We start from the raw sequence: 16,370 nt of genomic DNA, 5'->3' as shown, positions 1-16,370 counted from the left end.
GCCTACTGCCACTGCACACTGCTACTCGCTTCTCAGGCTCTTAACCGGGTTGGCCATTGCGGCCTTGATAGATTGATAACTGATAGTTGCAAAAGCAATGATCAGCGCTATTACCCCAGCCATTACAAATACCCACCACTGGATACTTACCCTGAACGCAAAATCAAGCAGCCATTTGCTCATGGCGTACCAGGCAATTGGCAATGCAATTACTGCCGCAACAATCACCAGCTTTAAAAAGTCTTTTGATAATTCAGTAACAATTTGCGGGATGCTGGCGCCGAGCACTTTGCGCACGCCAATTTCTTTTACCCGTTGTGATATGGTGAAAGCCGAAAGGCCGAACAAACCTAAGCAGGCAATGAATATAGCCAGGCACGAAAATATGGTAAACAAGTTGCCTTGTTCCTGCTCGCTGTTGTATAACTTTTGGAACCTTTCATCAAGGAAGCTGTATTCAAACGGTGTTTCGGATTGATATTTTTTCCAGGTTTGCTCAAGGGTTGCTAATGCCGAATTAACATGATTACCATCGATTTTAACAGTTACCTTTCCATAATTATTATTAGCAAATGAGGGCATCTCCATTAACAGCGGGATGATATTCTGATGTAATGACTCAAAATGAAAATCTTTAACCACGCCTATCACCTTTCCTTTAACACCGCCGTAGCTCATATCCTTACCAATAGCATTCTCAGGCGATTTCCATCCCAATACACTCACTGCCGATGTATTGATCACAAAATTATTGCTATCGGTAGCAAACTCACGACTGAAGTTTCTGCCAGCGGCCATCTTTATGCCATAAGTTGAGATAAAGCCATAATCGGCGTTGATGCATTTAATATCAGCTTTAACAGGTAGCGGTTTATCGCCATCAAAAACAGAAACACCCTGATCGTCCAATAACCGACCTGATGGAATACGCGATGAACGGCCAATATCCTTTATGGCTGGGTCGCGTAATATATCTGCCCTGAAAGCTTCAAACTGATTAGCCGGGATACCTTTTAAGGTAACCAGGTGATCTTTATTAAAACCAAGTGATTTTGTCTGTATGTATCTTAACTGCTGAAAAACTATCGTGGTAGCAACAATAAGAATAATAGAAATAGAAAACTGTACAACCACCAACACTTTGCGAAAAGAGATATTTCCAGACCCAACTTTGAGGATTCCTTTTAAAACCTTTATCGGTTTAAATGACGACATGAATATAGCCGGGTAGATACCACTGATAAGGCCGATAACCAAAGGCAGCAACAATACCGCAGTTAATATAGATGGTTTAAACAAACTGGTGATTGACAAATCAAGCTCCGAAAGCTGGTTAATAAGCGGCAACAATGCCCAGGTTAAGAGGAGGGCCAGTGCAAGTGAAAAATAAGTGATCAATACCGATTCACTTAAAAACTGGGTAATGATCTCTTTTTGCTGCGCGCCTATCACCTTACGTATCCCAATCTCTTTGGCCCTTAGTGTTGAGCGGGCTGTCGAGAGGTTCATGTAGTTGATACAGGCTATGAGCAAGATAAACAAAGCGATGGCCGAAAATATATAAACCCTTTTTATATCCCCGTTTTGCTCTACTTCATCATCAAGATGCGAGTGTAAGTGAATATCCAGGAACCTTTGAATATGCAACTGTGTGAATTTAGACTGGCGCGGCTGGCCGGGAGAATTCATGTACTTATCTATAAAGGCAGGAAACTGCGAGCTGATGCGATCAATATTATAATTATCGGGCAACAACAGATAGGTAAAAAATGAGTTGTTACCCCAATTGGTCGCCAATGCATTCCTTCCATAAACCTTATCATCATTTAGTGTATTAAATGAGATAAGCATTTGAGGGTGCATTTGTGAATTGGCCGGAAAGGGTTTAAAAATACCGGTAACCTTAAAGTTAAACTGATTATCAAGCCTTATCTCCTTGTTCATAGGATCTTCGTTGCCGAAGTATTTGCGCGCCATATCCTCGGTCATCATTACTGTATATGGCTCGCTAAGCGCGGTTTTAGGGTCACCGGCTACAGTTTTCAGGTCAAAAAAACTAAGGAAGTTCTCATCTGCAAAATAAGATCCCTTTTCGGTTAGCAACTTATCCTTATAACGCAAAACTACATCTCCGTTAGGAAACAACCGGGTAACCTTTTTAATATCCGGAAACTCGTTTTTTAACAGCGGACCAAAAGGCGGTGCCACTGCTCCCAAATGGAGGTTAACAATGCCGTCGGCTGTATTAAAGCTCCGGCTCACACGGTAAATATTGGGGGCGTTATGATTAAACTTATCATAACTAAGCTCTTTAACTATATAAGTTAAAATAAGCAGGCAACAGGTTAACCCGATAGTTAAACCCGATATATTGATGAACGAAATAAATTTATGCCGGGCAATATTGCGAAAGGCACTCCGTAAATAATTCTTTATCATGACTTTTTAGTTCATTGGTTCAATTGTTCATTAGTTCATTGGTACTTGTATAGTCCGCTAACTGCAAACTGCCACTGCCAACTGCTACTCACTTCTCAGGCTCTTAACCGGATTGGCCAAGGCCGCTTTAACCGATTGAAAGCTTATGGTTATTGCTGCTACTATGAGCGCAATGGCTCCAGCTAATAAAAACACCCACCATTGTATGCTGATACGATAGGCAAAATCCTGTAACCATTTGTTCATAGCAAACCATGTTACCGGGAACGATATGATTGATGCTATGATAATCAGCCTTAAAAACTCTTTCGATAACATTACTGTAATGCTGCCGGTTGAAGCACCTAACACTTTGCGGATACCAATTTCTTTAACCCGTAGCCTGATCATGAACGCGGCCAGACCAAACAAACCTAAGCTGGCAATAACCAAAGCGATGCAGGAGAATACGGTAAATATCTTTCCTGTCTGTTGTTCTGAAGCGTAAAGTGAAGCATATTGCTCATCGAGGAAGGAATAGCTGAAAGGAGCTTCCGGTCTGAAATTGTCCCACTCGGTTTTAATACCGGCAATAAGCGATTTTATATCTCCTGTCTTAACCTTTAAAATAATAGTGCCGGTACTATGTCCTGATAATAGCATCAACGGGGCAATTTTTTGCCGGGCCGAAGCATAATGAAAATCCTTAATTACGCCCACTACCTTATACTGCGAACGGGCCGAACGCACGATGGTTTTGCCAATGGGGTTCGAATTACTCCAGCCCAAACCTTTAACCAAGGCCTCGTTTACAACAACCGACATGGAATCTCCTGGGAACGACGGATAGAAATTACGCCCGTTAATTACTTTTAAACCTAAAGTAGGAACATAATTTTCATCAACATGGTAAATATTGGTATGGATTTCTGCGTGGCCGCCTTTGTCATCAAATTCTTTGGCGTCAATCTGCGTACCGTCAATACCAGCTAATTTGCCCGGCACACTGCTTGATATGGTAGCATTTAACACCTGCGGATTACGCAAAAGCTGATTTCTGAAAGCATCCGCGTTATTGCCCAGTGTGTAGGCATCGTTAATTACTAATACCTGGTCTTTATCATAACCCAGCTTTTTATTTTGCATATAATGCAGTTGCTGGTACACCACAAAAGTTGATATGATAAGCGCTGTTGATACCGCGAACTGAAAAACGATCAATCCGCTGCGTAAAACACCTTTTCCTTCGGCTTTGGTAGCGCCGTTGCCTTTCAATACGGCAATGATTTGGAACGACGACAAGAAGAACGCAGGATAAATACCGGCCAAGATACCCACAACAAAAGCGGTAAACAATTCGATAAGTAAAGCTTTAGGGCTCAGGAAAAATGCAAGTTCAATATGCTTTCCGGCTAAGTTGTTAAATAATGGCAATAACAGGTATACCATACCTAAGGCCAATAACAACGCCCAAAAGGTTAGCATAACCGATTCCGTAAGGAACTGAGAAACCAGTCCGCTTTTTTCTGAGCCGAGTACCTTACGGATCCCTACTTCTTTTGATCGCTTAGCCGAACTTGCTGTAGACAGGTTGGTAAAATTAATACAGGCCAATATCAGTATAAAAACAGCCAGTGCCCCGAAAATATATATATAATGAATATCGCCATTGGGCTCCAATTCATATTTGGTTGCCGAATGCAGGTGAATATCGCTTAGCGGCTGCAGGAAAAACTGGAAAGTATTTACAGATTTGCTTGCCTGGGCTATGCTTGTGCCCATGTCGTGCGCAATTTCGGGCACCACAAATTTCCGCACCATCTCCGGGAAAGCGGCTTCCAGCTTCTTAGCATCGGCATTTTCATTTAGTACTATATAGGTAAAATAGCCAATATTGCTCCAGGTCTGTTTTCTATTTTCAACAAAGGGGGCCATATTCAAAAACGCGTCACCATGGAAATGCGAATCATCCGGTATTTTGTCAATTACACCGGTTACCTTGTAAGGCGTACCATCAATAATAAGTGATTTACCAACGGCTTCCTGGTTGCCAAAATATTTGGTAGCCATAGCCTTGGTAATCACCATGCTGTTAGGATCGGTAAAGCAGTTTTTATCATCACCATTAATCAGAGGGATCGAAAACAGGCGGAAGAAATTGGCATCTATCATTTGCACATGCTCTTCCTTGAACTGCCTGTCGTTATATTTGATAAAAACCGGCCCGCGACCGGCAAGCCTTGTGGTTTCCTTTACTTCGGGAAACATGTTTTTGATACCCTGTCCTACCGCAATATCCACCAAAGGATATTCGCTTACGCCATTATTTTCGATGGAACGTAAACCAACACGATACATTTGTTTTGCTTGAGCCGGGTACTGATCGTAGTTTAACTCGCTGTACACATAGGCACAGATCAACATACAGCAGGCTAAACCCACCGATAAGCCAAAAACATTGATAAATGAAAATATCTTGTTGCGTTTTAAACTCCGCCAGGCGGTTTTAATATAGTTTTTGATCATGAGTGTACGGTTAACCTATTTTATGGTTTTAAAATGCATACCAATAAACAAAACAACTTATTATCAATGAGTTGCAATTTATTTAAAACCCAAACTGTACGAAGACGTAACACCTTGTGTACGGTTATGATACACTCCGGTTAATACAAAAGGCCTGTTACTAATTTAAGTAACAGGCCTTTACAATATCATTGTTATCCTTATTAATTTACAGTAAGATTAACCCTGTTACTGCCGCGTACTTCAACTAATGAGCCACCGCCGTTAAGTTTGCCTTCTACCCTTTCTTTATCTTTATTTCCTGAAAAACCATCACCAAGATTAGTTTCGATCTTATCGGCACGTATATCAAGGTTCAGGCCTTGTTTTGATGGCAATTGCAGATCAACATGGCCCGAGCTTACGTCAATTTTCACTGATTTGCCTACACTTAAAAACTGGGCATGGAAACTACCTGCGCTTGTTGAAGCATCAAGACTGCATGACAGATCAGTAAGGTTAATGCTACCGCCTGAAGTACCGGTCATGAAATCGCCATCAATTTTGTTACCGCTGATACTACCACCACTGGTAGTAGCTTTGATGTCGCCTTTTAAACCATCAAGGTGCAATGAACCGCCCGATGTTTCCAGCCTGATATGCCCCATGCAATTGCGGGCTTCAATGCTGCCACCAGAAGTTTGCAGGTCGATGTTTTCTTTTGAATCGCTTACGTGGATACTACCGCCGGAGGTACGGCCCTTGATAGTACCGGTAATTTTATCCATGTGCAGGCTGCCACCGCTGGTTTCAAATTGCTGTATACCGGTTAAATTATCCAAATGGATACTGCCGCCACTGGTGTTTAGATTGGTTGCCACATTGCCGGGTACATAAACACGGAAAGATATGCTTAATGACCTTTTCCAATCCCAGTTATTATCTTTTTTGGTTTTGGCTTTAGCATGAAGCTCGCCGCCATTGACGTCGATACTTAAATCGTAATTCTCGTCAAGGCGTTTTTTGATCTCCTCTTTCGGCAGGTCGCCATTGCCGTTATTGCCCTGTATAAAAACCTCAACCCTTGGTTCTTCGCCAGACGCGCCGCTAACAGTAATGCTACCACCCGATGTATTAACAAACACATCTTTAATTGACTGGCCGGATAGCGATTTGGTTAGATATGGTGTTTTCTGGTTATTTTGAGCAAAAGCGCTGCCGCCTGCACAGGCAATGAATAACACGAGTAAATACTTTTTCATAATAATGATATTTGGTTTATATATACAAGACCAAGCCATTAACAGATACGTTGCATGGCGGTGAAAATAATTTTATCATTATAGAGCACAAAAAAGCCCGTGAGGACACGGGCTCGGGGAATATTTTAACTGCAAACTGCCACTGCTATCTGCCAACTGGCCTACTCGCTTCTCAAACTCCTGATTGGATTTGCCAATGCCGCTTTAAGCGACTGGAAGCTAATGGTAACCACCGCTATTACAAATGTAAGTAAAGCCGCCAAAGCAAAAATCCACCAGTGTAAGGGTGTTTTATAAGCGAAACTCTGCAGCCATTTATCCATGCAATAGTATCCCAAGGGGATAGCAATTATTGTGGCCAACAGAACCGGTTTCAGCAGGTCTTTAGATATCAGGATGAGGATATTTTGTACCGACGATCCCAGCACTTTACGAACGCCGATCTCTTTGGTACGTTTAGCCGCGGTAAACGAGGCCAAGCCAAACAAACCTAAACAGGCTATAAATATTGCCAAGCCTGAAAATATACTTAACATAGTTTGCTGCCTGATATCATTGCGATACGTGGTATCAAATTGCTGATCAAGAAAGCTAAACTCAAACGGATAGATCGGTGCAACTTCCGCGTAGATGTTTTTGATAGCTGTCAAACCTGCCTGTATATTTCCAGGCTTTAATTTGATAACGGCCACACGCCTGTCTTCGCTTGGAGATATGATGAGCGCATCCATGTTTTCTTTAAGCGAAAGGAAGTTAAAATCTTCCACTACGCCAATGATTGTCCGGCGATTATTATCGCGCACTGTGTTTCTAACCCATTTGCCGATGGCCTGCTGCGGCGTAAAACCAAGCTCTTTAGCCGCCGTGCGGTTAATCAATACCGAGTTGGTGGTATCAGTTGCAAACTGTGGCGAGAAATCCCTGCCGGCAACGATCTTCAGTCCAAACGTTTTTACGTATTCAAAATCGGCAAATTCCGATCTGGACTTGAATGTTTCGTGCTGTCCTTCAACCTCAAAACCCTGCATATCAAAAAAACCACCCGGTTCGCCCGACATCAGGGATACCGATTTTACATAATCTGAGTTTTGCAGCTGATGTTTAAATGTTTGCTTGTGATCATAGATGTCGTTATTATCTATTTTCACAATAACGGTTTGTTCTTTGTCGTACCCCAGCGATTTGTTTTTCACATACCGCATCTGGTTAACGATCACGATGGTACCAATGATCAGTAATACCGAAATACTAAACTGGAATACCACCAGCGATTGCCTGAAGAAAGCTCCGCCTTTACCCAGCTTAAGCTTTCCTTTTAAAGCCTCAATAGGCGAAAACGCAGACATGAATATAGCAGGGTAACTTCCGGCCAGGAAACCCACAAATAAAATAACGGCTAAAAGAAACAGGTAAATTGGCGCGCTGTTCCATGATACGGTAAGAGCATAACCCAACAGACTATTGTATGATGGCATCAGCAGAAAAAGCAAACCTATCGAAAGCGCACACGAAATGAGTGCCAGCAACAACGACTCGCCGATAAATTGCCATACTAAATGATTTCGCAAAGCGCCCAATACCTTACGCATGCCAACCTCTTTGGAGCGTTCAACAGCGCGGATGGTGGCGAGGTTCATAAAGTTGATACAGGCGATGATCATGATCAGCACTGCTATCGAAATAAAAATAAACACAACCATTTTATCGCCGTGTTTCACCGCATCAAACGATGAGGCATTTTCAAAATAAATATCTTTAAAAGGTCTTAGGCTCAGGTTAAATTTGGCGCCAAAACGCTCCATATCTTTCCCCATATATTTCTCCATAAATTGAGGGAAGCGGCTTTCTAACCTCGCGGGGCTACTATGCTCATTCAGCAACAGATAAACAAACAAGCCATTATTGATCCAAACATTAAAATTGGGGTCATGGGTATAATTGGATATCGGCATCACCAAATCAAAATCAAGATGCGAATTTGAAGGGACATCCTTAGCAATACCGGTCACCTTTAATTGCACGTGTTTATCCATCTTTACCACCTTGCCCATAGCGTTATCAATATTGCCGAAATACTTTTTAGCGGTAGTTTCGGTAAGCACCACACTGCCAGGATTATTCAAGGCTGAAGTAGCATCGCCCCTAAGTAACGGAAAAGTGAACAGCTGGAAAAAATTGGAATCAACCGCGTAAACCTTCTTTTCATTAAATGACTTTTCTCCAAAAGATATCAGGTTATTCTGCGGTGAAACCCGTACAGCCATCTTTATATCATGCGAAAAATCATTCAGCATGGCAGGTGCATAAGGTCCCGACAGGTATGAAGTAGGCGGTTTTGACTTATCAAAACCACGCATTACGCGGTATATGTTTTTGCCTTGCTTATGAAAATTATCCACGCTAAACTCGTTCATGATATACAGGAATATCATCAGGCAAACGGTTATACCCATGGTTAACCCTAAAACATGGATCAATGAAAAAGCCTTATTCCGATAAAGGTTCCTCCAAGCTGTTTTTAAATAGTTTCTTATCATATTTTATATCATTATTTCATTGAGTCATTAAGTCATTTTATAATGGGTCAGGACAACCAATGCCCCAATGACACGAAGTAAATAACTCAATTACCAATTATCTAACTGCCATTTGCCGCTGCAAGCTGCCACTCATCCCTCAAACTCCTTACTTACTGCATCCTGCCACTGCCACTAATCCCTTACTGCTACTCATTCTTCAAACTCCTCACCGGGTTGGCCAATGCTGCTTTGATTGATTGAAAACTGATGGTTATAAAAGCGATCAACACTGCTGAAACCGCGGCCAGTACCACTACCCACCATTGTATATTTTGACGGTAGGCAAAACCCTGAAGCCACTGCTGCATGGCAAACCAGGCCACCGGAACAGCTATTACTATAGCTATAGCAACCAGTTTGATAAAATCTTTTGATAACATGCCCACAATGGCAGCTACGTTGGCACCAAGCACCTTACGGATCCCTATTTCTTTAGTACGTTGTTCGGCTGAATAAGCTGCCAGGCCAAATAAGCCTAAACAAGCAATGATGATGGTTAAACTGGTAAAAATGATGAATATAGTACCCATGCGTTGCTCAGCACGGTATGATGAATCAAAATCCTCATCCATAAATGTATATTCAAACTCCTTACCCGGCTTTATGGATTTCCACTTATCCTTAATCATGCCCATTAAAGCCGTAATATTAGCTGCATTAACTTTTACACTTAAAGCGCCTGTATTTTCTCCATACATCAATATAACCGGGGTAACGTTGTTACGCAGGGAAGCAAAATTGAAATCCTTAATCACCCCAACAATATGATATTCCTTGAATGTTTTGGCCATGTTATCCATAGGCAAATACATAGGTTTATTAAGCGGATCCTTTACCCCCATCAGTTTTGCCGCGGTTTCATTGACAATCATAGCTGCCGAATCGGTTGGCATCTGACTCGAAAAATTGCGACCTTTAGTTAACTTGATGCCGAGCGTGGAAAGGTAACTGTCATCCACTACCCAGGTCTGTGCTAATACTGCTTTTTTAGGATCAAGGGCACGCTCCTGGAAAACACTGCTGCTGTTACGGTAATCGGAAGTTGGTAAAAAGCCGGTCATGGTTACCCCCATTACGCCGGGCAATTGTTTTACTTCATCCCTGAATACTTTGCTCTGCGCCCCAAGATCATATACACCATGCACAACCAATACCTGGCTGCGATTATAGCCGAGATCTTTATTCTGGATATATTTAAGTTGGTTATAAATAACCAATGTGCCGATAATGAGCGTGATGGAGATAAAAAATTGGAATACCACCAACGAGCTCCTTAACATACCTCCCTTGAAACCAGATGACAGTTTACCTTTTAAAACATCTATAGGCTGAAATGCCGAAAGGAAAAACGCCGGATATGAACCTGCCAAAAAGCCGATCACTAAAACGGTAAGCAGTAATGCGGGAACCAGCCAAACCAATGAGCCAACGCTAAGCTCCATAGCTTTACCCGAAATATTATTGAATACCGGTAGCAGGAAGTAAGCTATCAGCATCGCGATTACGGTTGCCAAAAAGGTTACCATAATAGATTCTGACAGGAACTGGGCTATAAGCGATTTACGTCTTGAGCCGAGCACCTTACGCACACCTACCTCGCGGGCACGGTTTGCCGAGCGGGCGGTTGAAAGGTTCATGAAGTTGACACAGGCTATCAGCAATATAAAGATAGCCACCGCGCCAAAAATGTATACATACTGGATATTGCCGTTATGATCAAGCTCCGACATGAGGTTTGATTTAAGGTGAATATCTTTCAATGGCGCAAGGCTCAATTGATACCTGTTACCTGCACTTTCAAACGAATCGAAATTGAGATGCAAAATATCCTGCAACTGCGGACCGGCATATTTGCGCATTAATGCAGGAAATTTGGCCTCAAACTTTTTAGCATCTACACCCGGTTTGAGTAGTACATAGGTATTGAAGTTGTTGCTGAACCAGGCATTCTCTTTACTTTCCTGCGCCGATGCCATCGACACGAAAAAATCATAATGAAAATGTGATTGCTTAGGCAAATCCCTGATTACGCCGGTAACCTTGTAAAGCTCCCTTTCATCAAACGTGAAAGTTTTACCTACAGCCTGCGTTGTGTTAAAATAACGTTTGGCTGTACTTTCGGTTATTACTACAGTATGGGGTTCCACCAGCGCCTTTTTAGGGTCGCCGGCTACCATTGGCAGGGTAAATACATCAAACAAGGTTGAGTCGGCTAAAACCACACGATTTTCGTGGATGACCTGATTGCCTTTTTTTACGTTGTAGCCACCACGCTGTAATAAACGGCAGGCCCGTTCAACCTCGGGATAATCATTTTGAAAAGTGGCACCCAACGGTGCCGGTGAGGATGCATAAGTTTGGTCGATACCACCAAACTTAATCTGCATATTGGCACGGTAAATTCTATCGGCCTTTGTGTTGAACTTGTCATAACTCAGTTCATCAACTACGTAAAATACAATCAGTAAACACGTAGCCAGCCCAAGAGCTAAACCAAAAACATTAATTGCGGTAAATCCCACATTTTTTTTCAATGTGCGGAAAGCGGTTTTAAGGTAATTTTTAAACATGGTTTATTTCATTAAGTCATTGAGTCATTAGGTCATTTACATCTTTCAGTGCTCATCAGCCACTCAATGACTTGATGACGCGAAGCAAATGACCCAATGACTAAAAAATCATTCATTTTTTAAACTATTAACCGGGTTTGCCAGGGCTGCTTTTACCGACTGGAAACTTACTGTAACAACAGCTATCAGCAATGCCCCTGCACCTGCCAATACCAGTACCCACCATTGTATGCTGATGCGGTAGGCAAAATCCTGCAGCCATTTATTCATCAGGTACCAGGCTAAAGGTGTGGTTATAGCGATAGAGATCAGCACCAGTTTTATAAAATCTTTTGATAATGTGTTTACTATGGCAGATACACTTGCACCCAGTACTTTACGGATCCCTATTTCTTTAGTGCGTTGTTCGGCAGCGTAAGCAGCTAAGCCAAACAAACCAAGGCAAGCAATAGAAATGGCCAGCACTGTAAATATAATAGCTATGGTACCGGTACGTTGCTCTGTGCGATAGTTGGCATCAAAGTCCTGATCCATAAAGGAGTAGCTAAACTGGCTTTGGGTCATGCCCTGCCATTTAGTTTTTATCTGGTCGATAAGGGCCGGTAAATTAGCGGTGCTCACCCTAACGCTCAGGTTGCCGGTGTCTTCGTCCATTAAAAAAATCATCGGACTGATATTTTCCCGCAGCGAGTTGAAATTGAAATCTTTTACAACCCCTATGATATGATAAGGTTTGATATGATCCCTGTTGCCATCCATATTGCGATACAGGATCTTATTAACCGGATTAGTAAAACCCAGGAACTTGGCCGCTGTTTCATTGATCACCAGGCCCGTTGAATCAGTTGGCATACTGGCAGAAAAGTCACGACCGGCAGATATCTTCATACCAAGGGTGCTGATATAATCAGCATCTATCCGCCAGCTTTGCGGAAACAAGGCCGTTTTTTGGTCGGATGCCGCTTCTTTGTAAAATATAGATGTTCCCCTGTTTTTTCCGGTTGGTAAATAACCTGTTAAAGTAGCGTTAACCACGCCTGGCAATTGCTTTATCTCATTTTTAAAAGATTTAGCGTGTCCGCCAAGCTCAAATGCGTTATCGATAACAAGCACCTGGTTACGATTATAACCCAAGTTTTTGGTTTGGATATAGTTGAGTTGATTATAAATAACGATAGTACCTATAATGAGGAATATGGAAATAGAAAACTGGAAAACAACCAATACACTCCGGAGCCAACTACCTTTAAATCCGCCGGCCAGTTTACCGCTTAACACGTTAATAGGCTGAAATGCAGAAAGGAAAAATGCAGGATATGATCCGGCAGCGAAACCTACCACCAGCACAATAATCAGCAAAGCAGGCAGCAACCAGGCCAATGTTTGCGAGCCAACAACCATCTCCTTCCCCGATACCTGGTTAAACAACGGTAAAAGCAGTAGCACTGCAAAAAAAGCGATAACGGCAGCGGCCAGTGTCACCATTACCGATTCGGTTAGAAACTGAGCTATTAAGTATTTGCGCGGTGAACCTAAAACCTTGCGTACCCCTACCTCTCTGGCCCTGTTAGCCGAACGGGCTGTAGAAAGGTTCATAAAGTTGATACCGGCTATAAGCAATATAAATATGGCAATAGCCGAAAATATATAAACATATTGTACCGAACTGTTGCTGCCTAACTCGCCGGTACGATTTGAGTGCAAATGGATATCGGTCAATGGGGTAAGGTTAAGCCTGAAATAACTACCACTTTTCTCAAAATCGGCAATATTCACATGCAAAGCGGTTTGCATTTGCCCTTCACTGTATTTTTTTAGTAAGGCGGATAATTTCTTCTCAAATAATTTAGAATCTGTACCTGGTTTTAATACCACGTAGGTGTTATAATCACTCCTTAACCATTCACCCGAACGGCTATCCGGCCAGGTGATCATCGATATAAAAAAATCAAAATGAAAGTGCGATTGCTTTGGTAAATCCCTGATCACCCCGATAACTTTTAATAACTGGTTGTTGTCAATAGCCAGCGTTTTACCTACCACATTAGTGCTATTAAAGTACTTTTTGGCAATAGATTCGGTGATAACAACGGTGTTAGGCTCTTTCAAAGCCGTTGCCGGATTGCCGTTGACCATCGGCAGGGTAAATACGTTAAATATCGATGGGTCGGCATAAACGTTACCATACTCCAGGATACTTTCATTTCCTTTTTTAACGTGGAAACCACCGGCAACTTTAAGGCGAGTTGCCTCTTCAACCTCCGGCAGATCTGTTTTTAAAGCCTGCGCTAACGGAGGCATTGCTACCGCATATAATACGTTATTGTTACCAAATTTCAGGTCTTCATTAACGCGATACGTGCGATTGGCTTTTTCATTATAACGATCATAGCTCAGTTCGTCGGCTACATAAAGTACAATCATGAGGCAGGTAGCAAGCCCAAGTGCAAGCCCCAGTATATTTATAACCGTAAACCCCACGTTTTTGCGCAGGGTACGGAAAGCTGTTTTAAGGTAATTTCTAAACATGGTTCATTGGTTCAGTTGTTCATTAGTTCATTGGTGTTAAGTTGCATAACTGCTTACTGCCACTGCAAACTGCTACTCACTTTTTAAGCTCTTAGCCGGGTTAGCATTTGCAGCCCTTACGGATTGTATGCTTACGGTTACAAAAGCAATGATGACTGCCAGGATACCAGCTACAGCAAAGATCCACCAGTTAATATCAACCCGGTAAGCAAAGCTTTGCAACCATTTACTCATGCCATACCAGGCCAGAGGCGATGCTATCAGTGTGGCTATCAACACCAGTTTCATTAAATCTTTTGACAACAGGGTAACTATTGAGGTTACACTCGCGCCTAAAACTTTCCTGATGCCAATTTCCTTTACCCTTTGCTCGGCAGTAAAGGTTACCAACCCGAACAAGCCGAGGCAGGCTATGCTGATAGCGAGTATGGTGAATATGAGCAGGATGTTACCCTGTTTTTGTTCTGATTGATATTGCCTGGCGAAGTTTTGATCAAGGAAATGGAATTCAACTTTGTTTTCCATATCAAACTTGCCGTAGATCTTGCTGATGTAATCAAGCGTTGCGGGGATATTATTTTTGCCGATGCGAACATACATATTGTCCTCGTCATTGGCTGTAAACGGCAGATACAGCATCATGGGCGCTACCTTGTGTTGTAAGGAATAGGTGTTAAAATCTTTAACTACACCAATTATTTTCCGGCTGATCACGTTACCATTATTATCCAAACCTACCCTTACTGAGCGACCGACAGCATCTTTCCAACCCATCTCGTTAACCAGCGTTTGATTTACTATGATGGCTTCCTGCTTGTCTGTACTCATATCCGGAGAAAAATTGCGTCCTTTAGCCAGTTTTATCTGTAAGGTTGGGATGAAATCCTCATCGATAATCAGGTTCTCCACTACTTTTGACTCAGAATTGGCTTTTCCATCCGAACCGATGTTAAAATAATCTGAGCCTATGTCATTATTACCAATAGGATTCCCTGCAATACCTACAGCCTCAACAGCCGGATTTTGCAACAGCTGACTTTTAATAGCGGCTATTTTTCCCCGGGCTGATTTATCGCTGATATGAAAAGTAAGTGTCTGGGCTTTATTAAAACCAAGGTCCTTGTTCATTACATAATGTAACTGCCTGTAAATGATACATGAGCCGGCTATCATAACAATGGTAATTACAAACTGGAACACCACTAATGATTTCCTGAACAATATAGTTGCAGCCTGGCTGCCCATCTGGCCTTTCATGGCAGCGATAGTCCGGAAACCGGATAAGAACAAAGCCGGATATAAACCGCTCAAAACACCGGTTACCAAAGCAAATAAGCCAAATATGATGACCGTTGTGCTGAAACCAAACTGTAACAGCACCAAGTTTTTCCCCGAAAGCTGGTTAAAATAAGGCAACAGGAATTGTACCATTACCGAGGCGATGAGCGCAGCTATCAGGGTAAACAAAACAGATTCGGCAAAGAACATCGTGATCAGTTGCTTTTTGCTTGAGCCGATAACCTTGCGCACGCCAATTTCTTTTATGCGTATCGATGAACGCGCTGTGGTAAGGTTAACATAATTGATTACTGCTATGGCCAGTATCAGCAACGCCACCGCGCCAAATACATATACATAAGTGATATTGCCGTTGCTGCCCAACTCATAATCGAGATTCGAATTGAGGTGAATTGAGGTTAAGGGTTGCAGTTCCATACTGAACTGGATAGCACCAAGTGCGCCTTTCAAGTATTTATTAAAAAACGCGTCTGAACCAGCCTGGATCTTCTTAAAATCATCATGGTTTTTCAGCAATACATAAGTATAGATGTGTGAATTAGCCCAGGTATCGGTATATGCCTCGGGTAGCGACCTCAAAGCATTGAAAGTAAACTGAGAATTTGCCGGCACATCATCAATAACCCCGGTAACGGTATTTGGACTATTTTCGATAAGTACTGTTTTATCCTGAGCATCAGCAGCATTCCCGAATAGTTTTTCGGCAAGGGTTTTAGTGAGTACTATACTTTGCTGTTTACTTAAAGCGGTGTTGGGATCGCCCGATAAAAAGTGATGGGTAAACAAGTTAAAGAAACCTTTATCGGTAAACAACATCCCACCTTCGTTGATCTGTTTTTCACCATAGGTTATTTTGCCGCCGCCCTCCGCATCAATGCGAATTGCATCTTCCACTTCGGCATAATCATTTTTTAAAGCAGGCGCATAAGGTGGTGATGTAACCGCAAGATTGAATTTACCACCATTCCAGGTACCATGTTGCACTACGCGAAAAATACGATCGGCCTTAAGGTTATAACGGTCGTAACTCCATTCATCAACAACATAAAGGCTAATAAGCCAGAACGCAGCAATACCGGTAGCTAAGCCGAAGATATTGATAAACGAAAAAACCTTGTGTTTGATGAGGTTTCTCCAGGCTATTTTGATGTAATTACGTAACATAGGTAAACGGTTTATACATCTAAAATAGTAAAACATGTACCAAT

7 protein-coding genes are annotated in these 16,370 nt (G+C 42.2%); all 7 read right to left on the bottom strand.

What is annotated here, in order from left to right; all coding sequences use genetic code 11:
* Positions 1-21 precede the first annotated feature (21 nt).
* A complete protein-coding gene (locus DEO27_RS08985; RefSeq protein ID WP_112570650.1) occupies positions 22-2,439 on the bottom strand; it encodes an ABC transporter permease in 2,418 nt (805 codons plus the stop codon).
* A gap of 84 nt (positions 2,440-2,523) precedes the next feature.
* On the bottom strand, positions 2,524-4,944 hold the full coding sequence (locus tag DEO27_RS08980) for an ABC transporter permease (protein ID WP_112570648.1): 2,421 nt from the start codon (positions 4,942-4,944) through the stop codon (positions 2,524-2,526).
* A 203-nt stretch (positions 4,945-5,147) separates the two neighbouring features.
* Complete coding sequence (locus DEO27_RS08975) at positions 5,148-6,185, bottom strand: DUF4097 family beta strand repeat-containing protein (protein ID WP_112570681.1); 1,038 nt, start codon at positions 6,183-6,185, stop codon at positions 5,148-5,150.
* Positions 6,186-6,346: 161 nt separating this feature from the next.
* Complete coding sequence (locus DEO27_RS08970) at positions 6,347-8,722, bottom strand: ABC transporter permease (RefSeq protein WP_112570646.1); 2,376 nt, start codon at positions 8,720-8,722, stop codon at positions 6,347-6,349.
* Positions 8,723-8,910: 188 nt separating this feature from the next.
* The gene (locus tag DEO27_RS08965; RefSeq protein ID WP_112570644.1) at positions 8,911-11,334 is read right to left on the bottom strand and encodes an ABC transporter permease; all 2,424 of its coding nucleotides are present in this window, start codon (positions 11,332-11,334) and stop codon (positions 8,911-8,913) included.
* 108 nt (positions 11,335-11,442) lie between these two features.
* Positions 11,443-13,863 carry an ABC transporter permease gene (locus DEO27_RS08960; protein ID WP_112570642.1) on the bottom strand — a complete coding sequence of 807 codons (2,421 nt, stop codon included), beginning with the start codon at positions 13,861-13,863 and terminating at the stop codon, positions 11,443-11,445.
* 72 nt (positions 13,864-13,935) lie between these two features.
* Positions 13,936-16,326 carry an ABC transporter permease gene (locus DEO27_RS08955; protein WP_112570640.1) on the bottom strand — a complete coding sequence of 797 codons (2,391 nt, stop codon included), beginning with the start codon at positions 16,324-16,326 and terminating at the stop codon, positions 13,936-13,938.
* Positions 16,327-16,370: the final 44 nt, after the last annotated feature.

The organism is Mucilaginibacter rubeus (assembly GCF_003286415.2).
Classification (GTDB): Bacteria; Bacteroidota; Bacteroidia; order Sphingobacteriales; family Sphingobacteriaceae; genus Mucilaginibacter; species Mucilaginibacter rubeus_A.
Note: the sequence above shows the minus strand (reverse complement) of the source record. Positions and strands in the feature narration are given on the sequence as shown.

Coding starts and splice junctions, on each gene's coding strand:
- DEO27_RS08985 (WP_112570650.1), bottom strand. CDS start 2,439: ATGATAAAGAATTATTTACGGAGTGCCTTTCGCAATATTGCCCGGCAT.
- DEO27_RS08975 (WP_112570681.1), bottom strand. CDS start 6,185: ATGAAAAAGTATTTACTCGTGTTATTCATTGCCTGTGCAGGCGGCAGC.
- DEO27_RS08955 (WP_112570640.1), bottom strand. CDS start 16,326: ATGTTACGTAATTACATCAAAATAGCCTGGAGAAACCTCATCAAACAC.
- DEO27_RS08970 (WP_112570646.1), bottom strand. CDS start 8,722: ATGATAAGAAACTATTTAAAAACAGCTTGGAGGAACCTTTATCGGAAT.
- DEO27_RS08980 (WP_112570648.1), bottom strand. CDS start 4,944: ATGATCAAAAACTATATTAAAACCGCCTGGCGGAGTTTAAAACGCAAC.
- DEO27_RS08965 (WP_112570644.1), bottom strand. CDS start 11,334: ATGTTTAAAAATTACCTTAAAACCGCTTTCCGCACATTGAAAAAAAAT.
- DEO27_RS08960 (WP_112570642.1), bottom strand. CDS start 13,863: ATGTTTAGAAATTACCTTAAAACAGCTTTCCGTACCCTGCGCAAAAAC.